Raw genomic sequence first — 19,637 nt, 5'->3', positions numbered from 1 at the left:
GTAATTTATGGTAAGTTTTATTGAGAACATTTGTTCCTGTTTGTGCAATACCTATTACATATAGCTTAGTTAGAGAGGTTCAGGAGGTGAAAGGGAACGATGGAGTCCAACCGCTATGCGGAGATCGACGAAGCGATCGCTTATATTCACAGGAACATTTACGATCCGTTGCCGCTGAACCAATTAGCAAGCCATGTTGGCTATAGTCCTTTTCATTTTACGCGTATTTTTAAGGAAAGAATCGGCTTGTCGCCCTTGTATTATGCGTCTTCGATTCGTCTGCAGAAGGCCAAAGACTTGCTTCTTCGCACGAACCTGGGCATACGGGATATCGGGCTGGAGATCGGACAGCAAAGTCTAGGAACGTTTACTACGCGGTTTACGGAGCGGGTAGGAGTGACTCCGTCTCAATTTCGCAATTCTACGATAGAGGCGGAAAATCACCTTAACAATTTGCAGAAGCTTAAAGATTGGCAACCGCGCATTGAAGCTAATGGGGCATACGCGACCGTAGAAGGTAGCGTGCGGACGGAAGTTCCGATTTCTGGCGTCGTCTTGATCGGTTTGTTCGCCAAGCCGATCCCCGAGGGGTTTCCCCTCTATGGAACGTTGATTCCTTCGCATGGAGAGTTCCGTCTGACCGACGTGAGACCCGGTACTTATTACCTGATGGCTACTTCCGTGCTCTGGGGAATGCAGGCCGTCGATTTCCTGCTACCGCATACGACATTGCGAACCCGCTCTAAGGAGCCCATTACGGTACATGCGGGTTCATCCGTTCCCTATCAGCAGGTTACGCTGCATCCGCCGCTTCCCGACGATCCCCCGATTCTGGTTTCCCTATCCTTGTTAATGAATCATTTCTTGAACCAAGTTCTGCAGATTAGCAATCGATGAGAAACTTTCGATTCGAAGGGTTCCGCCATATGGTCATGCTCATTCCCGGTCAATGGCATGGCGGATATGATCTTCGTACTCATCGAAGATCACTTTCCCTTCGGAATTGATGACGGCATAATTGACCTTTTCCAGAGAGAGGTTTTTCTTGTGCAGCTCCGCGTCTAACCATTTTTCCGAGATACCGTTTTGCTTTAAGTTATTGGAAATAACGGTTCCGTCCATAATTAATTCGATCGGAAACGATAGCTTGGTGTCCGATTTCAAATTCAAGTCCTTTATCGTTACAGCCATACTGTCGGATGTTCGCATCACCGATAGATGTCCGTTTAGTTCGAGTATGGCGTACTTGACTTCTTCGATGTTAAAGATCGCTTTTGCTCTTAGTTCTTGATTCAGCATATCTAGTGAAACCTTGAGTTTCTTCATATTCCGCTCCAGAATTTTGCCGTCCTGAATGAGAACGGTCGGTTCGCCTGACAACCATTTGCGCAGAATTCGGTTTTTCAAAGACAGTACCATCAAGAGATAAGCGATTCCGGAGAAGACGATTACCGCGGTAAGTATTTTCCATACGGCAAGTTTGTCATTAAAGGCTAAGTTAGCGGATATGGCGCCTAGAGTAATCGAGGCCACAAAATCATGATAGGTCATCTGGGCGATCGTCGGTTTACCCATAATTCGAGCAATGACCATCATAAGAGCAAACGCTAGCAACGATCTCAGCACGATTTCCCATACACCCATAATTAATCGCCTCGTCTCCGATACTTTCTACATATCTTTCCCAATCGAAGCTGCCTTTAGATATTTCTAAAGAAGGTTTCTTTTTAATTCCTACTTTCACGAAATTCGTTTACAACTTTCCATAAAGAGGATATATTTAGATCAGCATTTAAGTTGCATTAACACAACTTTTTGTCCCTAGTACACAACATATTTTTTTATCCAAAATGTTTCCTTAGGTAAAATTAATTTCCTTGAGACAAGAATGGAAGGTGAAGCGTATGGCATTCGATCCAAAGCGACCTATATCGAGAAGAGAAGTATTGAAGTGGGGGGCTGCAGGTACGTTGGGCGTACTTGGAGGAGCATTGTTAAATCCGGGTTCATGGTTCGGAAGAACGGTCAAAGCGATGGATAAGCACGATGTTCATTCGGCGTTGCAAACCCAGAAGCATGCCATGATGACCCACGGATACGATCCGGGTAAGGAAAGGACGAAAGGGTTGGAAGCGGCGATCGAGGCTCTAACTTCTTTCGATTACGGTAAAGTCAGTACCCGGGCGGACGGACGCGTCTTAAGGGAGTATGAGTTGGTAGCTATGGATACGGAAGTCGAGATCGCGAACGGAATCAAATTTCCCGGATGGGCTTATAACGGCACGATTCCCGGTCCGACTCTTCGATGCACCGAGGGAGATATCGTTCGAATCAAGTTTTGGAACGGTTCCAAACATCCGCATTCCATCCACTTTCATGGCATTCATCCGACGAAGATGGATGGAATAGAGCCCGTGCAATCCGGCACGGAGTTCATTTACGAGTTTGAGGCCAAGCCGGCAGGGTTGCACATTTACCATTGTCATATTCCGCCGCTTGCCAAGCATATTCACAAAGGGTTATACGGGAACTTCATTATTGATCCCAAGAAACCAAGAAAAACCGCGCACGAGCTAAACATGGTCATGAACGGATTCGATCTGGATCTGGACGGTGAGAACGAGGTTTATACGGTTAACGGTTACGCCTTCGCATTCCATGCCTATCCGATCGAAGTCAAAGTAGGGGAGCTCGTTCGCGTTTACTTAAGTAATCTAACGGAATTCGATCTCATTAATTCTTTCCACCTTCATGCGAATTTCTTTCGTTATTACGAAGTCGGTGCGGATCCGGAAGCGAGACCGGTGCTTACGGATACGATCATGCAATGCCAAGGGCAACGCGGAATATTGGAAATCGTGTTTCCCGAACCCGGCCAATATATGTTTCATGCGCACCAAAGCGAATTCGCCGAGCTTGGCTGGCTAGGTTTCTTCGAAGCTAAAGCTTAAGAAAGGAGGATAACCGTATGCAAAGCGAATTGAATCTCGGCAATCCTAAGCCGATGAAGCGATATTGGATCTGGGGAGTCGTTCCTCTAATTTTGCTGGCCGTTATTATTTATTTGTTATCGAGTCTCGGAACCGGAATCAAAGATACACCGGTAGCTCCGGTCGAAGTTCTCAACGTTGAGAAAATCACTTTGACGGAGGACGGATTTACGGTAAAAGTGCTTAACTCCGGTCCGGAAACCGTCACGATCGCGCAAGTAGTCGTCAACGATGCATTCTGGAATGCGTCATTCCATCCGAGTAAGACGATAGGGCGGTTAGGAAAGACGGAAGTTTCGATCCCTTACGGTTGGGTGGATGGCGAACCTTACACGATTACACTGATCACGACGAACGGCCTGTTATTTACCGGCGAGGTTGCCGTCGCGGCTATGACGCCCGTGGCTGACGTTAACCGTTTTGCCCAATATGCTTTAATCGGATTTTACGTGGGGATCGTGCCGATCGGACTTGGTCTATTGTGGTTTCCTTTCCTGCGCAGGTTTTCGGACAAGGGCATACAAGGAATTCTTGCGCTTACGGTCGGACTGCTGTTTTTTCTCGCGGTCGATACCGTTCAGGAAGGATTGGAGCTCGGAGCGGAAGCGCCGGGAATATTCCAAGGCACGGGATTGGTTTGGTTTGGCGCGCTCCTAAGCTTTCTCTTCCTGCTTGCATTGGATCAAGCGAATGAACGGAAAGGCACCCCTGACGGTAAACAATTGGCTTATAAGATCGCCGGAGGGATCGGGCTTCATAATCTTGGCGAGGGATTGGCGATCGGCGCAGCCTTCGCGGCCGGAGAAGCGGCACTGGGAACGTTCTTGATTATCGGCTTCACGCTGCACAATATTACGGAAGGGGTAGGCATTGCTTCGCCGCTCCTGAAAGATCAACCGACGTGGCGAACGTTCCTAACGTTGGCGCTTATTGCCGGAGCACCGGCGATCCTGGGAACTTGGATAGGCGGATTCGTGTTTAACGATACGTTGGCCGCACTGTTCTTCGGTATCGGAGCGGGGGCAATCGTGCAAGTGATCTATGTGATTAGCAAAATGGTCATAAGAGAGGCCGCGAAGGCGGGAAGACCCGCAGTGTCGTGGGTTAACTTGGCGAGTTTGACTCTCGGTATCGTATTGATGTACGTGACCGCGCTTTTCGTCAGCGTGTAATCTTGCATTCAAGGAGGTTATCTTAATGCCTTTAAATATTGGCTGGACGGGAATATTGCTTCTGGTGCTGATTGCTTTGTTGATCTTCGGCCCTTCCAAATTGCCGCAATTGGGTAAAGCGATCGGAACGACGTTAAGGGAGTTTAGAACGGGAACCAAAGATTTAATCGAGGAGGAAGCGGACGAAGGCCATTCTAGGCGGCCCAAGTGAAGTCGAATTATCAATCGTAGGTCAGAGATTAGAAGGGGGAGGTTTATTGTATAAACTTCCCCAGTCCAATCATCGCCAGTTCATAATTCGATGTCAGTATAATTTCTTACGTCATTAAGCAGTACTTGATATTAAGGTGAGCTAAACGACCCTCGTTAACTTGATTTCCATCCAAGGATTCCAGCTCTCGCCATCGCCCGATAGCTCCCAATTACCAGATAAAGTGTTGCCGTCATCGCTGAATGTCCCCGTGAAACGCTCCGATTTCCCCATGATTGTCCAGTCAGCACCAAGTAGAGGAGGGACTCGACTTAATCAGTCCTTCTGTATTCCATGTGCCTACGAAAACAAGGAGAATTAGGAACAACAGGCGATGAGCACGAACCGGCTTCTGATTCTTACGTTATCTTGCTGTCCTATTCGATGAATCTTGCGGATCGAGTCGGTTCAGTTATAGTAGAGTTAAGACGATAGCTATCGGGGGAAACGGATTGGCGACGGTGATAACCAAGTTTTTTGACTATGGGGATGAGGAAGTCGATTATCTAAGAATCGTTGACGGGATTTTAGGAGCGGCAATGGTCAGAATGGGTAAAATCGAGCGCGTCATTATCCCGGATCTGTTCTCTGCGCTTGTGCATGCCATAGTAGGACAATTGATTTCGGCCAAAGCGGCGCAAACCATTTGGAATCGAATGCAGCTTACCTTCGGCGAGGTGACACCGCATAATTTGGCGGAACGGTCCGCCGACGACATCCAAAGCTGCGGAGTGACGATGAAGAAGGCCGTCTGTATTCATAACATTGCCGGGATGATCGCGGATGGAGATTTTAACTTAGATGAATTGCATGATTTGCCGGATGCGGAAGTCATTCAACGACTCACGGCATTAAACGGCATTGGAAAATGGACGGCGGAGATGCTTCTGCTTAACGCCATGGAGCGACAGGACGTAGTTAGTTGGGGAGATATCGCCATTCGTCGCGGAATGATGAAGCTCTATGGCTTGCATTCGATCACGAAAGAGCAATTTGAAGTTTATCGTCGGACCTACTCTCCCTATGGTTCGATTGCCTCTATTTATTTATGGGTGATTTCTTTTGAATAAGGAGCTTTGTTATGAACGTAACGATCAAAGATCAGCTATTGCAGCTTGCGGAACCAGAATTTCAGAAATTTACGGCGGCGCTTATTCCGACTATCGATAATGTATTGGGCGTGAGGTTACCGGAGCTTCGCAAGATGGCCAAACTTATCGCGCAAGGCGAATGGCGCGATTATGTGGAACAAACCGAGAGCGAGTATTTCGAGGAAGTGATGCTGCAAGGAATGGTTATCGGTTACGTTAAGGCGGACATAGAGGAACTTCTTCAGTATGTAGCCGTCTTTGTCCCGCGAATTGACAACTGGTCGGTATGCGATAGCTTCTGCAACGGGCTGAAATTCACCGTAGCGAATAAGGTTCGGGTATGGGAGTTTCTGCAGCCTTATCTGTCGTCCGATCGCGAATACGAAATCCGCTTCGGAGCGGTAATGCTCCTTAGTTATTATATCGATGAGGAATATATCGACCGCGTGTTACGCTTGTTGGATGGCATCAAACACGAAGCGTATTATGTCAAGATGGCCGTAGCTTGGGCGATTTCCATCTGTTTCGTGAAATTACCGGAACCTACGTTAAACTACTTAAACGACAACTCGTTAGATCTATTTACCTACAATAAAGCATTGCAAAAAATAACCGAGTCCTACCGGGTGGACCAGATCACCAAAACGCTCATTCGCAGCATGAAAAGGAAGTAGAGGGCTGTAGCAATAGTATTCGCGATTGCCCCCTCCTAGGGCTCAAATCCTTGCTGGCTCACGTAGATTTGATCCTCTTCAAATACCGTCTTCAACCGCTCATAGACGATGCGATAGGCGGAAGGGTCGTACCATTCTTCTAAACCTAGCTGTTTATATAGCGTTGATATGCCTAAACTCCGCGTTCGTTTCCCCCCGCTGCCATCTCCCATGAAATAGTCGTCTACGCAGACGCGATCGACGCATTTCCGGAGCAACGCCGGTAAAGCCTCGCTGCTCGGGAGCATAGGGGCAATCGTTGCTTGAGTCGGCACGCCTGCATCGGCCAACGCCTGAAGCGTCTTGAGTCTGGCACCGATAGGCGGCGCTGACGGAGAGAAATGCTTGCGAATGCGTTCTAAGTCCGTTTCGACGGTCATGCTGACCCGAACCTGATCTCCTAGTCGTAATAAGAGATCGATATCCCGTGCGACCAAGGGGCTGCGGGTTTGCACGAATAAGAAATCGGGCGGCTCTTCGACAATGACTTCCAGTAGAGATCGAGTGATTCGTTCTTTGTATTCGATCGGTTGATACGGATCGGTGCTCGATGACATGAAGATCGTAACCGGTCCTTTGACCTTGGCCTTACGCAATTCTTTCCGAAAGATTTCAGCCGCGCCTTGCTTGATATCGACCCAAGATCCCCATTCAAGTCCCCGGAAGGTGGATACCGGCATTTGCCTGACGTAACAGTAGGAACAGCCGAACGAACAGCCCGTATAGGGATTGAGAGAGTGACTATAACCGCTTAGAAAACCCGTTCCTTTATTCAAGAGCGTTTTCGGTTGTTTATAAAGGTATTCCGCCTTCAAGAAAGTTCACCTCCATGAACAGTATAACCCCAAGGGGGAACGGTTGTACGCAATATAGAATAGATGAGCAAGAAAACGAAACCCGATACGGTGCGCAGAGGAATCAGATTATTTTGCTTGTCGTGACAAAAGGGTTTTTCCATTCCATCAGAGCCGCGTAATGGCAAGATTCTTCGTCCTCTAAGTAGTTCGATACGACTTTGAGGGGAGTTCGCCCGCAGCGTAATAGGAATGTAATGACCGGATCTTTGATCTCTCCTGCAACGACGGCATTCAGATACTGCTCCGCAGTCATTTCGTTCGCTCGCTTATGATAACCTGACATTCTTCCCCCGCCGAGCAATCGGTCTAACCCCTTGTGCACGACAACCTCGTACATGGACGACATTAAAGCTTGTCCCAATCCTAGTTTCCGATAGGAGGGACGTACGCTAATATCGACAACGTACAGGGTATTTCCGGTGCTTACATGGTTTCGTATGTATCCGTGATCCGTAATCTGTTCCCACGTATGATCCGGATGATCCGGATCAAAATCAATGAGCAGTCCGGTCATCGATCCGGCGAGCACGCCCTGAACTTCGATACATAACGCGCCTTCCGGGAACAACGTAACATGGTTGTTCAATTGAACGGGATTCCACCATAAGTTGGATGGGAACGGGGGCGGAAAGCTTTCCCGTTGCACTTGAATAAGATCGTCGAAATCTCCGCGCTCATAATTACGGATGACGACAGGAACCGGCCGATCTTGATCGAAGACGTAAAATTGTTTGCGATACATACTTTTCCTCCTTGCGATGGGTCGATTGGCTATAATATATAGTAATCGAAAATAAAAGCAAGAGGCACGGAGTGGGAAGGAGTACGACGAGTTGCATTTATTGACGAAGAGGTCTAGCGCGCACAACGAGATTGCCGTATACGAGACCTCTCAATTGTACGGGAAGATGGGGAAATTTCGCTGCATGGGTTTCGCGGATGATGCGGTCCAGGGGGCGATAGACTTAAAGGATCCGAAACGGATTGTTCTGGAATACCAGAGCTCGCTTATTTCATTAATGGAGTTCATTAATCCGTATTTCGAGCGCGTATTCCTTATCGGGCACGGGATTGGGACAATCGCTGGCCATTATCCGAACAAGCTTTTTACGATCGCGGAAATCGATGAGAGCGTCGTGGACATAAGCCGGCAATATTTCATGTATGAACGGAATAACGTCAAGATCGGGGACGGTCGTCAGCTTCTGGATCAGGAGGAACAGAGTTCATTCGATTATATTATCGTTGATGCCTTCACGGATAAGGGAACTCCGCATCATCTAAAAACTTTGGAGTTTTTTGCATTGACGAAAGAGAAGCTCGATAGCAACGGCGTTCTCCTCTTGAATCTAATGGGCAAAACGAATAACGATTGGCTGTTAAACGCCGTAAATACGACGATTAGAAATACATATGATTACGTCAAAGCATTTTCCTTGCCGGCGGTGGCTGAACGAGATGAGCGTAACATAATCGTGTTGGCAAGCGGCAAAACACTCGATGCGCAAGCAGGAGATGTTGGAAAAGGAATCGTTGAAATTCAATTAAGCGAAGGCCATACGATTATGGATAGCGACTGACCGGAGCATCTGCTTCGATTCACAAAATGACCGCAATTGGTGGAATCTTTATCCTATCAGCCGAACCTCGTGAAACATTCTAACCTTTTCCTCGTCTAGGACATTGCGAAGCGTACACTACAACCGGAGGAATGACGAATGAACAAAATGTACAAAATGTACAAAATGTACAAAGCGTTAGCGACGGCATCTATTATCGCATTGGCGGCTATTCCGATTCCGGCCAGTGCGCAAAACGTACCCCCACCGACCAAACACGATGGACAAGGTTTTAACGTGAATCAAGTAAAAGCGATTCCGGCTACTGTAGGAAAAATCACGAATATCGTGAACGATGATTCCGGTAAAACGATTACCGTCACCGGACGCGGCCTTGTCTTAACGGATCAAAGCGAAATCATTCTTTCGATTACGAAAGACACGAAAATCATAGATGCCAGAGGCAAGAGAGTATCCTTGCAATCGATTATCGACGAGAATAAAGTCTCCTAGTCGCCTCTAATCATGTTATTGTTTTGTAAGATAACCCTAGTAAAAGAGGCCTCCCCCATTGAAAAAGCGGATCGTGTTCGTCATTTACCTCGCTACAGCCGTCTTACTGTTCGTCTATCGGAATTCATTGTTGCAGTGGATTGAAGCTGACTCCTCATGGGAGGCGGATATTTTATTATTCGCGGTCGCGTTTCTTATCGCGGTCGTGCCTGCGATTCCTTACGGCATATTAGCTGCTTTGCTTGGTGCTAAGTACGGAATCGTCTCCGGCAGCGTCATCAATCTGATCATATCCAGCTCAGCCGCTGTAGCGTTGTTCCTCTTAGTCCGCTATACGTTCAATCCGGAACAAAGGCAAAGAGCCTTCGACATCAAAGGGATTTCCCGTTTAACGGCCCTCTTTGATCGCAGTCCCTTTCTTGCTGTCATGATCGCCCGTATGTTACCGTTCATCCCCGCACAAGTCATTAACATTTTAGCATCCGTGACCCATATGAAGCTCATTCCATTTGCGCTGGCGTCGATCGTTGGGAAAATACCGTTTATCTTCGCCGTCACCTTATTCGGAGATCGCCTATTGAATTATCTCGATTAACCGTTGCCGGATAGAAGGAAGCGGGTCCTCTTCATGCCGTAAAAATGATACATTTTAACGATTTATTTCACTATAAACGGGAGAGGCGCTGTACGTATAGACGCGTTGTGGGTAGGTCGATTAGAATAATCCCGAAGTTCCTGAAAAAGGAAAGCGAGGATAATCCATGAACGTTAAACCGTTCGACCCAACAATACTAGAAGGGAAGTTGGATGCGGCGCCTGAAGAGGTAATGATGGATTCCCTTCAGCTGCATAAGCTTAACGGCCACTTCGACGATCTCATCACGAAGGATCAAATCCAAGCAGCCGGATATCTCGTAGCTCGTCACGGGAAGATCGTAGCATGGCAATCCCAGGGTCCGCTCCATGGCACGACGAAAGAGGGACTGCTGCAACCGGATTCCTTGCGTCAGCTTTCCTCGATTACGAAGGCATTCACTAGCGTTGCAATCGTTAAACTCATTGAAGACGGCAAGTTGTATCTCGATCAACCGGTGTCTACGATCATTGAAGAATTCAACAATCCGATGCATCAAGACATTACTTTGTTTCACTTGTTGACCCATACGTCAGGCATTATGCCCGTGAGAGGCTACTATAACGAGCCATACCCACGGGAATGGTGGGGCGCGCAAGGGATGGACGGTTGGATTCGTAAAGTGCTGCAGGGACCGCTCGTTTGCCAGCCGGGGGAAGCCTATAATTATTCCTCGGTCGGTTTTTCCCTGCTCGGCGAAGCGGTCAGCCGCATATCCGGCAAGAAATACGAAAACTTCGTTAACGATCATATTTTGCAACCGCTGAAGATGCACAGGACTTTCTTCGACGTGCCAGAACGGTTATGGGCGGAAGTGTGCACGGTTAACCAAGCGGACGTCGAACAACTGAACGAGAAGGACGATGGTTCGTCCAAACCCCCATTATCGGACAGCGGACTTTATTCCACGATGTACGATCTATGGAAATTCGGACAAATGCTTCTGAACGGAGGAACCTTCGAGGGCGAACGCATCCTAGGAAGAAAAACCGTAGAGTTGCTCACCCGTCGTCACTTGTTTAATGTTCCCGCTTATCATTGGGGAGGTAAGATCAAGGACAAAGGCCACGCGCTTGGTCTCGATCTGACGATTAGCCCTCTTAACTTCGAATCTCAAGGAACTTTCCAACTTGAAGGCGGGGGAAGATCGGCTCTCTTCGTCGATCCGGCCGAGAATCTGGTCGTCGTTCTGTTCGTGCCTTCCGTTTACTCTTGGGTTCCGCTGTCGGTACTCGGTACGAAACAAATTATTTGGTCGAGTTTGAAATAGGATGGGCGTCGGGTGAACTAGGAGAGTTCACCAATGATAATTCGTGGAACTCCAAGAAAGTCGCTCTGTTTGTCGGGCGGCTTTTTTTGCTTGATCGGATCTCCTAAGTGAATTGAGTCTTTTATGGGTTAAAAACATCTACTTTGGGGGTAATAATCAATTATCGAGTGATTTGCCACGCATAAGATTGTACCGTATGAATTTGAGCTTTCCGTGGAACCCTTAGCAGATGTTGCCAGTCGGAAATCAAAAAAATGAATACATTGTTGGGTTTCTAACGTATAAACCATTATTCAACTACGAGAGGATAGATTTTTACTTTGGTCATTAATTTGTTTTTAGTCGCAATACTGATCGTATTAACCGCTTTTTTCGTCGCAACGGAATTCGCAATCATCAAGCTCCGTCCAAGTCGGGTAGATCAAATGGTGATGGAAGGAAAGAAGAACGCCATCGCTATTCAGAAGGTTACCGCAAATCTGGACGGATATTTATCCGCCTGTCAGCTCGGAATTACGATTACCGCATTAGGCTTGGGTTGGTTGGGAGAACCGACCGTCGAGAAGATGCTGTTTCCGTTATTCGAACGGTTAGGTATCGGGGAAAACACCGGTCACATTTTATCGTTCTTGATCGCGTTCTTATCGATTACTTATTTGCACGTCGTATTGGGCGAATTAGCGCCGAAGACGCTTGCCATTCATAAAGCGGAGGCCATCTCGACCTACACCGCCCCGGTTATCATTTTGTTCTACAAGATCATGTATCCGTTTATCTGGATATTAAACGGTTCCGCGAATGCTTTAGTCAGAATGTTCGGCATGAAACCGGCCAGCGAGCATGAGGAAGCGCATTCGGAGGAAGAAATTCGCATTATTTTATCGGAAAGTTACGAGAGCGGCAAAATCAATAAAACGGAGTACGGTTACGTCAACCGAATTTTCATGTTCGATGAACTTCTGGCGAAAGAGATCATGGTGCCGCGTACCGATATCGTTTGTTTGTACGAGGATATGACGCTGGAGGAAAATCTCGCAATCATTAAGAAAGAACAATATACCCGATTTCTGGTCGCTAAAGAAAACAAAGACCACATCGTTGGGTTCATGAATACGAAGCAATTTTTCTTGAATTACGATAACAACCCGGCGTTCAACTTTAATGCGCTTATCCAGCCGGTCATGTCGGTGCCCGACGTCATTCCCGTCAAATCGCTATTGCTCAAGATGCAGCAAGAGCACGTCCATATCGCTCTTCTGCTGGATGAATACGGCGGGACGTCCGGTTTGATCACGATCGAAGACATACTAGAGGAAATCGTTGGAGAAATTCGCGACGAGTTTGACGAGGACGAGAAGAAACCGATCGAATCGCTCGGAAATAACCGCTATTTGATCGATGGGTTAACGTCGATCGACCGAGTGAATGCGGTATTGGGAAGCCATCTGGAACATGATGACGTCGATTCGATCGGAGGATGGTTATACAATAGGCAACCCGAACTTGCGATCGGCACGGAGTGGAAGTTCGATTCGCTTACGTTCATCATCCGAGAGAAGGACAAGCATAGAGTTCGGAAAATGGAAATTATTAAAATCGATTAAGCCTATGACCTTAAAGACCCTTCCTTCAACGGAAAGGGTCTTTTTTAATGGCGGCAGGCTATCAATGAGTCGGATTAGGGTTTACCGCAAATTCCATAGAAGAACATATGAACCATGCCTTCCAGATACTTATCCATATCCTCGCTTTGCTCGGCCATTTGCAAGATCGTTTCGTACTGATTCATATACAGTTGAATAAAAGCGAGCACGCTCTCGATAGATACCCCTTCCGAAATTTCTCCGCTCCGCTTTCCTTCTTCCAGAATGCGAACCGTAAGCGGAATCGTTTTCTCCTTGTACTGTAACTCGATATAACGGCTTAGCTCTTCGTCCGCGGCCAACAGTTCTTTAATAAGTCCGGGAGGAAGCTCTTTATAAGAGGATTTCTCCAGCAGGATGATGTGTTCGATCTTTTCCTTTAACGAATGATTCTCGTCCATGTACTGCTCGAATTCGAGGATGGCACGGTCTACGTAGTCTATGAACGCTTCTCGGATCAGAATTTCCTTGCTTCCGAAATAATTGTATATCGTGACTTGCGATACGTTAGCCGCCTTGGCAAGATCGGCAATTCTTATCTTGCTGGACCCGGAAGAGCTTAACATCTGCAAGGTCGTTTGAATGATTTTATGTTTAATTTGGCTTGCTCTTTTCTCGAAACCATTCATATCGCTTCACCTCAATTATTGAAAATTTCATATTTAATGAAATATTAACATAAAAATATTTCATAATGTATTGACTGTTTCCTTTTGTAAGCATAGTATAACATATGAAATATATTGAATGCGAAATTTCATTTATTTACCCTGGGGGTGTCTGCATGTTAACCGTTGAACATCTGACGAAGACGTTTTCGAATGGGAAAGGCATTTTCGATGTGTCGTTTACGGTACGGCAAGGCGAGGTTTTCGGTTTCTTAGGTCCGAACGGAGCAGGGAAGTCAACGACGATCCGACAAATTATGGGTTTCATGAAACCGGACAAAGGATTCGCGACGGTAAACGGGTTGGATACGTGGAAGGAGCAGGGGAAAGTACAAAGGTTCATCGGATATTTGCCGGGAGAAATATCTTTTATCGAAGGAATGACGGGAAAGTCGTTCTTGGATTTCATGGCCGAGATGCAAGGCGTGAAGGACTTGAACAAGCGTACTCGCTTAATCGATCGGCTGCAATTCGATATCCACACGCCGATCCGGAAAATGTCCAAGGGGATGAAGCAGAAAGTAGGAATCGTAGCGGCTTTCATGCACGACCCGGAAGTGATTATTTTAGATGAGCCGACTTCGGGTCTTGACCCGCTTATGCAAAAGGTGTTCATTGAGCTCGTGCTCGAAGAGAAGGCGCAAGGGAAAACGTTCCTGATGTCGTCGCATAGTTTCCCTGAAATCGAGAGAACTTGCGATCGGGCAGCCATTATTAAGGACGGCGTCCTGATTGCGACTAAAGATATTCACGAGTTGCAATCCATGCAACGCAAGCTGTTCGAAGTGACTTTCGAGAACGAAAGCGATGCGAATTCGTTTCTTGATTCCGGATTGCTCGTCGAATCTCGCGAAGGGAATCGGGTGAGCGTAGCCGTGCAAGGCAACTACGACAAATTCGCGGAAGAGACGGCTAAGTACAAGGTGCGCAATATAGACATTCATAGCCAGAACCTGGAGGACGTCTTTATGAACTACTACGATAGAAAGGAGACGATGAGATGAATATGACGTTATATAAACAGATGATGAAAGTGAACGGCAAAGGATTCTTGAACTACGCCTTCGGGTCCGCATTCTATATTCTCCTTATGTTCTGGCTATATCCGGGAATCTCCAAGAGCGCACGAGCGATTGACGAATTGGTTAAATCCATGCCGGCAGGGGTGGGTAGAGCGTTCGGCCTTAACGGCTTCGATAGCGCCGAAGCGTTCATCTCCGGCGAATATTACGGATTGATTCTCGTTCTGATTCTTTCGATCTTATGCGTCCAATGTTCGACTCAACTCATGGCCAAGCTGGTAGATCAGGGCTCAATGGCTTATCTGTTATCCACTCCGACGACAAGAGGCAAGGTCGCGTTCACGCAAGCGTCCGTGCTGACGACGGGACTATTGTTGATCGTAACCGTAACGACGGTAGCCGGGATTGCCGGGAACGCTTGGTTTCTGGGGACTGCCTATGAATTCGACACTGCGAGATTTCTGCTGATGAACGCGGCGGCATTCCTGTTGTTCTTCGCGGTAGGCGGTATCTCTTTCTTAGTGTCCTCGTTATCCAATGACGAGAAGAAGGCGCTAGGGATATCCGGAATCATAACTTTCGGTTTCTTCAGCTTGGATCTGTTGGGGAAACTCAGCGAGAAAATCGATTGGATTAAACACTTCTCTATCTTCTCCTTGTATCAGCCCGGCGAAATCGTAAACGGCAACGCGGAGCTCGTGTTTCCTTTCCTCCTGCTCGCAGTCATCGGACTGGCTTCGTTCGGACTCGCCATTGCGTTATTTCGCAAACGCGACCTGCTTCTATAAGTTAACATTGGAGCGAACCTATAATCCATTTGGATAGGAGCAACCGCTTAGAGAAGTTTTTCTAAGTCGTTGCTCTTTTTCATTTTCATACGATCTCAGGACATATGTCCTATCATAGTTCTTGGAAATATCTTTTAATAAAAAAGAGAAATCTATATGGGGGAGAGTACCGATGAAAGGTAGCTTATTCGCGTTGATTGGCGGCGCGTTAATTACGTTGCAAGGAGTAGCTAATTCCCGGATTAGTCAAGACATCGGCACTTGGCAGGCGGCAACGCTCACCCAGTTCACCGGATTCGCGGCGGCATTGCTTATTCTGCTCCTCGTTAAGGAAAGAAACTGGCAAAGTCTGAGGGAAGTAAAGCCGATATATTTGACAGGCGGTGCTTTTGCTTCGATCATTATTTATAGTAACATTACGGCCATTCAACAAATCGGCGTTACTCTTACGATATCTGCGTTATTAATCGCCCAATTAAGTCTCGCCTTTATCATCGACGGTACCGGATGGTTCGGCGTTATGAAGATAAGAATGAAATGGCCGCAGTTTATCGGCATCGGGTTGATGATAACCGGCGTCATCCTATTAAAGTTTTAATCGCGTGGAGGGATATCCGGGGTGAGGGAGATCAACGATCCTGAGTTGCTGAATCATTATTTGCAAACTTTTGAGCTGGAAGCCGCATTTCATGATCCGTTAAGACCTTATTTGACGCTGTACAGTTTCGAACAAGGGGAAAAAATTTGTTCCCAAGATGAAAAGGCTCAGCAATTGTTGGTATTGGTTAAAGGAAAGATCAAAATTTACACGATATCAAAGGAAGGCAAAACGCTTATCCTTTCCTTTAAGAATCCGCTCGAGGTCATCGGGGAAATTGAGTACGTGAGAGGGGCTCCGATCCTGAATACGGTCGAGGCGGTTTCATCGGTCCACATGATCGGAATTCAACATCGTTGGTTGGATCGATACGGGAAAGACCATGCGCCATTGCAGCGATTGCTATTAGAGATCATTACGGAGAAGTTTTATATTAAGTCCAACTCCATGAGCTTTAACTTGATGTATCCGGTTGAAGTGCGACTGGCAAGCTACCTTTTATCCGTTTCCTACGCTGAATCCGGTGATCGCTTGAACGGGCAATTGAACTCTACGAAGGTAGCGGATGCCGCAAGTTTAATCGGAACGAGCTACAGGCATCTGAATAGGGTCATCCGGCGGTTCATCGCGGAGGGGCTGATCGAACGAAACAAAGATGGCCTTAGCGTTAAGAATAGAGACGGATTATGCGAGTTGGCCAATGAAAATATTTACGAATGAGGGGGAGACGCGTGCATGATTCAAGGGATTCTATTGGCGGTCGTCGCCGGTTCGTTGGTCGGTTTGCAAAATATTTACAATAGCAAAGTGAACGAAAGAGCCGGTTCTTGGACGACAACGTCATTGGTGTTAGGTTTAGGATTTCTAGCCTCCATGACGATTGGTCTGTTTGTGGAAGGGATCGATTTGTTCGACTTGCGAAATATGAAGGTCTGGTACGGATTCAGCGGGTTAATCGGCGTCGGAGTGGTCATCTGTCTCGTGCGCGGGATAAGACTGCTTGGTCCAACCTATGGCATTTCCCTAGTTATGATTTCACAGCTCGGATTTGCGTTGGTTTGCGATTCTTTCGGATTGCTGGGCTTAGATCAAGTGCCTTTTACTTACAACAAGTTGCTGGGCGTGTTAGTCATTGTAGCCGGAATTATCGTATTTAAGTTCAAGAGCAAGCCTAGTCGTCGGGAGATGGAAGTGGAGTGCCAAGTCGTTTAAAGGTATTTTTTTATAAACTTCATTGTATATGAGTGTGTTTGAGTGTTATTATGTTGGGAAAAAGCGAGAGTAGGCATCAGGATGAAGGAAAACGCTTTACGATTTCGCGAGGATGGCACGTTCAAAATTGTCCAGTTCACCGATATTCATTGGAAGGACGGATCGGAGAGAGATTTGAAGTCCAAAGCGCTAATGGATAGCGTTCTGGCTGCAGAGTTGCCGGATTTCGTGATGTTCACGGGCGATGTCATCTATACCGGGGAAGATGCGGATGGTCCTAGCGTGTGCGTTGATCCTTTAGTTGCTTTCCGGGAAGCGGTCTCTGTCGTTGAACAGAGGGGCATTCCTTGGGGAGTCGTATTCGGCAATCATGATACCGAGTTCGGGATCACCCGCGAAGAGTTGATGGACGAGGTGCTTAAGAGGCCATTTGGCTATACCGAAAGAGGGCCTAAAGATATTCAGGGAGTAGGAAATTACGTGCTTCCCGTATGGGGAAGGACTAACGATAAAGTTGCCGCCTTGCTGTATGCGCTGGATTCGGGCGATTACTCCCGAAATGCGAGAGTTCCCGGGTACGGTTGGATCGGCCATGACCAAGTTCAATGGTATTTACGTCAATCGCAACAATGGAACTCCGGTTCCGAAGGGGATGATTTACCTGCGCTGGCGTTCTTCCATATCCCGTTGCCGGAATATCAAACGGTATGGGATCAGGAGATTTGTTACGGGAGCAAGAACGAGAACGTATGCTCGGCGCGAACTCAGGCAGGCTTCTTCTCGGCGATGCTAGAGCAAGGGGACGTCATGGCTACTTTCTGCGGGCACGATCATGTCAACGATTATTGGGGAGAGCTCTATGGCATTCGCCTCTATTATGGCAGAGCGACGGGCTACAACACGTATGGCAAAGAGGGATTTAATCGTGGCGCGCGCGTCATAAGACTAACGGAAGGCGAGCGTAAGCTGGAATCTTGGCTAAGACTCGACGACGGATCGGTTGTCGGTCAGCAGCCGGAGCATCTTCCGGGAAATCCATTATTCGCGAGACGATTTGCGGAAACGAAGCGGATGTTGTTAAAATGAGTACATCCGTTTACGGATTTCATAGATTGTATTGCGGTTGTGGGAGGTTAGAGGATGCTACTCATCAATAAAGCTGAAGTCCAGCGTATGATCGATCAATTCCAAGGTCAAGAGCTCTACGTTCATCTCGAGATGACGACGGGAGCTTATGCCGCGCATCTGGATAGTTCCAAGCATCCGGCAGCGACCTTTATTTCGAATGCGCGCATTCGTTATTCCCAAGGTTCGATATCCGGAGACGGACCTTATCGGGTAGGTTTGAAAATGGATCACGGCTGGGTTTACTCGGAAGGTCTTACGCACTATGAAGACGGAGATATGCAAAGGCTCATTATGGCGGGCCATGACAGCCAAGGCAAGCTCGTCGTAGCGTTGCAACTAAGCCGAGAGCCCTTCTAACGGTAAAGGAGATGAAAGACCGCATGGAACAGCGCATTCTTGTTGTTTTGCCGCATCCGGACGACGAAGCGTTCGGATTATCGGGGACGCTTGCCAAATATATTAGCCAAGGAGCGCAAGTCACTTACGCTTGTTTGACATTGGGGGAAATGGGACGCAATATGGGCATTCCGCCCTTCGCTACCCGAGTCACGCTTCCGGAAATTCGCAAGAAGGAGCTTGAACAATCTTGCCGGGCGATCGGTATACAAGATTTAAGAATGCTTGGCTTTCACGATAAAACGATCGAATTCGAGGATCAGGAGCAATTGGATGGACGAATTTCGGCACTGTTGACCGAGCTTAACCCTTCGCTGGTCATTACTTTCTATCCGGGCTTTAGCGTGCATCCGGATCATGATGCTTGCGGGGCCGCGGTCATTCGTACGATCGGAACAATGCCCGAAGAGCACAGACCTCTCGTTCACTGCCTGGCATTCAGCAATAATCACGAGCAGTCGATAGGCAAACCCGATGTCATTATCGATGTTAAAGACTTCCTCAACGCGAAGATGGAATCGATCAAAGCCCATCGATCCCAGTTTCAGGCCGCCGAGCTGTTAGGCAACGGAAAGCTTAGCGACAAAGAGATTCAGGATCGGTTCGGTACGGAACGGTTCTGGACGTATGCAATCTGACGTTAGGAATTGTTGGACTTCTTTTCTACTTTTCGAGCCACTTCAAGCCTCTTCGAGCCGCCGTGAAATTCTCGGCGGTTTTTTCGTTATTGCCGCCGTCTCGTCTTATCTTAATCTCATCTAGGATGAAATGATGAAGTTTGTCACATCATGATACAGACACTTCAGCGATAAAGGAGCTAGAAATATCATGAGAGATACGATCGAGAAGGCGTTCTCGCTTGGCTTAGGATTAGCGGTTGCGGGTAAGGAGCAGATCGAGAAAACGATCGACGAGCTGGTGAAGAAAGGAGAGATGAGCAAGACGGAGTCTCGAACGCTCGTGAACGATCTCGTCGGCAAAGGCGAAGAGATGAGGAAGAGAATCGAGGTTGTCGTTAAAGAACGCGTACAGGCAATCGTGGGCGACGGCCGACTCGCGACCAAGGAGGACATCGAAAGAATCGAACAGCGTTTAACGATATTGGAACAACGGGAACCTACCGCAACTTGACG

General features: G+C 47.5%; 24 protein-coding genes. 20 read left to right on the top strand and 4 right to left on the bottom strand.

From position 1 onward, the window contains the following. Positions 1-99: 99 nt before the first annotated feature. Entirely contained in the window at positions 100-897 is a 798-nt protein-coding gene (locus HH215_RS07755; RefSeq protein ID WP_169279373.1) for a helix-turn-helix domain-containing protein, read from the top strand. A 39-nt stretch (positions 898-936) separates the two neighbouring features. Here the strand turns inward: HH215_RS07755 and HH215_RS07750 are convergent, their stop codons facing one another. Beyond that, a complete protein-coding gene (locus HH215_RS07750) occupies positions 937-1,644 on the bottom strand; it encodes a DUF421 domain-containing protein (protein ID WP_174887607.1) in 708 nt (235 codons plus the stop codon). 260 nt (positions 1,645-1,904) lie between these two features. Between HH215_RS07750 and HH215_RS07745 the strand changes: the two genes are divergently transcribed. From HH215_RS07745 to HH215_RS07725, 5 genes are all read left to right on the top strand, one after another. Further along, complete coding sequence (locus HH215_RS07745) at positions 1,905-2,951, top strand: multicopper oxidase domain-containing protein (RefSeq protein ID WP_169279372.1); 1,047 nt, start codon at positions 1,905-1,907, stop codon at positions 2,949-2,951. A 17-nt stretch (positions 2,952-2,968) separates the two neighbouring features. Next, positions 2,969-4,162: a ZIP family metal transporter gene (locus HH215_RS07740; protein WP_169279371.1), complete on the top strand. Its 1,194-nt coding sequence runs from the start codon at positions 2,969-2,971 to the stop codon at positions 4,160-4,162. Between the two features lie 25 nt (positions 4,163-4,187). After that, positions 4,188-4,373 (top strand): twin-arginine translocase TatA/TatE family subunit, encoded by a 186-nt coding sequence (tatA, locus tag HH215_RS07735; protein WP_169279370.1) that lies wholly within the window; start codon positions 4,188-4,190, stop codon positions 4,371-4,373. 491 nt (positions 4,374-4,864) lie between these two features. After that, positions 4,865-5,482, top strand: coding sequence for a DNA-3-methyladenine glycosylase family protein (locus HH215_RS07730; RefSeq protein WP_169279369.1), 618 nt, complete (start codon positions 4,865-4,867; stop codon positions 5,480-5,482). 11 nt (positions 5,483-5,493) lie between these two features. Further along, positions 5,494-6,177, top strand: coding sequence for a DNA alkylation repair protein (locus tag HH215_RS07725; RefSeq protein WP_169279368.1), 684 nt, complete (start codon positions 5,494-5,496; stop codon positions 6,175-6,177). A 35-nt stretch (positions 6,178-6,212) separates the two neighbouring features. On the opposite strand, the gene HH215_RS07720 is transcribed toward HH215_RS07725, so the two are convergent. Then, entirely contained in the window at positions 6,213-7,031 is an 819-nt protein-coding gene (locus HH215_RS07720; protein ID WP_169279367.1) for an SPL family radical SAM protein, read from the bottom strand. A gap of 103 nt (positions 7,032-7,134) precedes the next feature. Continuing rightward, positions 7,135-7,815 carry a GNAT family N-acetyltransferase gene (locus HH215_RS07715; protein WP_169279366.1) on the bottom strand — a complete coding sequence of 227 codons (681 nt, stop codon included), beginning with the start codon at positions 7,813-7,815 and terminating at the stop codon, positions 7,135-7,137. Positions 7,816-7,906: 91 nt separating this feature from the next. On the opposite strand from HH215_RS07715, the gene HH215_RS07710 reads away from it, so the two are divergent. From HH215_RS07710 to HH215_RS07690, 5 genes are all read left to right on the top strand, one after another. Then, positions 7,907-8,653: a spermidine synthase gene (locus tag HH215_RS07710; protein ID WP_254450406.1), complete on the top strand. Its 747-nt coding sequence runs from the start codon at positions 7,907-7,909 to the stop codon at positions 8,651-8,653. A gap of 138 nt (positions 8,654-8,791) precedes the next feature. After that, the gene (locus tag HH215_RS07705; RefSeq protein ID WP_169279365.1) at positions 8,792-9,145 is read left to right on the top strand and encodes a hypothetical protein; all 354 of its coding nucleotides are present in this window, start codon (positions 8,792-8,794) and stop codon (positions 9,143-9,145) included. Between the two features lie 58 nt (positions 9,146-9,203). After that, positions 9,204-9,740 (top strand): TVP38/TMEM64 family protein, encoded by a 537-nt coding sequence (locus HH215_RS07700; RefSeq protein WP_169279364.1) that lies wholly within the window; start codon positions 9,204-9,206, stop codon positions 9,738-9,740. A gap of 166 nt (positions 9,741-9,906) precedes the next feature. After that, positions 9,907-11,049 (top strand): serine hydrolase domain-containing protein, encoded by a 1,143-nt coding sequence (locus HH215_RS07695; protein WP_169279363.1) that lies wholly within the window; start codon positions 9,907-9,909, stop codon positions 11,047-11,049. A 320-nt stretch (positions 11,050-11,369) separates the two neighbouring features. After that, positions 11,370-12,653, top strand: coding sequence for a hemolysin family protein (locus HH215_RS07690; protein ID WP_169279362.1), 1,284 nt, complete (start codon positions 11,370-11,372; stop codon positions 12,651-12,653). A gap of 74 nt (positions 12,654-12,727) precedes the next feature. Here HH215_RS07690 and HH215_RS07685 read toward each other — a convergent pair whose 3' ends face one another. Beyond that, positions 12,728-13,321, bottom strand: a complete 594-nt coding sequence (locus tag HH215_RS07685) for a TetR/AcrR family transcriptional regulator (RefSeq protein WP_169279361.1) — start codon at positions 13,319-13,321, stop codon at positions 12,728-12,730. A 155-nt stretch (positions 13,322-13,476) separates the two neighbouring features. On the opposite strand from HH215_RS07685, the gene HH215_RS07680 reads away from it, so the two are divergent. The 9 genes from HH215_RS07680 to HH215_RS07640 all read left to right on the top strand — a co-directional run bounded on the left by HH215_RS07680 (position 13,477) and on the right by HH215_RS07640 (position 19,635). After that, the gene (locus HH215_RS07680) at positions 13,477-14,364 is read left to right on the top strand and encodes an ABC transporter ATP-binding protein (protein WP_169279360.1); all 888 of its coding nucleotides are present in this window, start codon (positions 13,477-13,479) and stop codon (positions 14,362-14,364) included. Next, positions 14,361-15,170, top strand: a complete 810-nt coding sequence (locus tag HH215_RS07675) for an ABC transporter permease subunit (protein ID WP_169279359.1) — start codon at positions 14,361-14,363, stop codon at positions 15,168-15,170. Before HH215_RS07680 ends, HH215_RS07675 begins: the two co-directional genes overlap by 4 nt. Before the next feature lie 172 nt (positions 15,171-15,342). Beyond that, the gene (locus HH215_RS07670; RefSeq protein WP_169279358.1) at positions 15,343-15,768 is read left to right on the top strand and encodes a DMT family transporter; all 426 of its coding nucleotides are present in this window, start codon (positions 15,343-15,345) and stop codon (positions 15,766-15,768) included. Between the two features lie 21 nt (positions 15,769-15,789). Beyond that, entirely contained in the window at positions 15,790-16,488 is a 699-nt protein-coding gene (locus tag HH215_RS07665) for a Crp/Fnr family transcriptional regulator (RefSeq protein ID WP_169279357.1), read from the top strand. A 15-nt stretch (positions 16,489-16,503) separates the two neighbouring features. Beyond that, positions 16,504-16,980, top strand: coding sequence for a DMT family transporter (locus HH215_RS07660; protein ID WP_169279356.1), 477 nt, complete (start codon positions 16,504-16,506; stop codon positions 16,978-16,980). Between the two features lie 81 nt (positions 16,981-17,061). Further along, complete coding sequence (locus HH215_RS07655; RefSeq protein WP_169279355.1) at positions 17,062-18,066, top strand: metallophosphoesterase family protein; 1,005 nt, start codon at positions 17,062-17,064, stop codon at positions 18,064-18,066. Between the two features lie 54 nt (positions 18,067-18,120). Continuing rightward, positions 18,121-18,465: a YojF family protein gene (locus HH215_RS07650; RefSeq protein WP_169279354.1), complete on the top strand. Its 345-nt coding sequence runs from the start codon at positions 18,121-18,123 to the stop codon at positions 18,463-18,465. A 23-nt stretch (positions 18,466-18,488) separates the two neighbouring features. Next, positions 18,489-19,142: a bacillithiol biosynthesis deacetylase BshB2 gene (gene bshB2, locus HH215_RS07645; protein ID WP_169279353.1), complete on the top strand. Its 654-nt coding sequence runs from the start codon at positions 18,489-18,491 to the stop codon at positions 19,140-19,142. Between the two features lie 190 nt (positions 19,143-19,332). Beyond that, positions 19,333-19,635, top strand: coding sequence for a phasin family protein (locus HH215_RS07640; protein WP_169279352.1), 303 nt, complete (start codon positions 19,333-19,335; stop codon positions 19,633-19,635). The last annotated feature ends 2 nt before the right edge of the window (positions 19,636-19,637 follow it).

It is taken from the genome of Cohnella herbarum, assembly GCF_012849095.1.
Lineage (GTDB): Bacteria > Bacillota > Bacilli > Paenibacillales > Paenibacillaceae > Cohnella > Cohnella herbarum.
The sequence above is the reverse complement of the archived record's forward strand: the minus strand, read 5'-3'. Positions and strand labels throughout refer to the sequence as shown.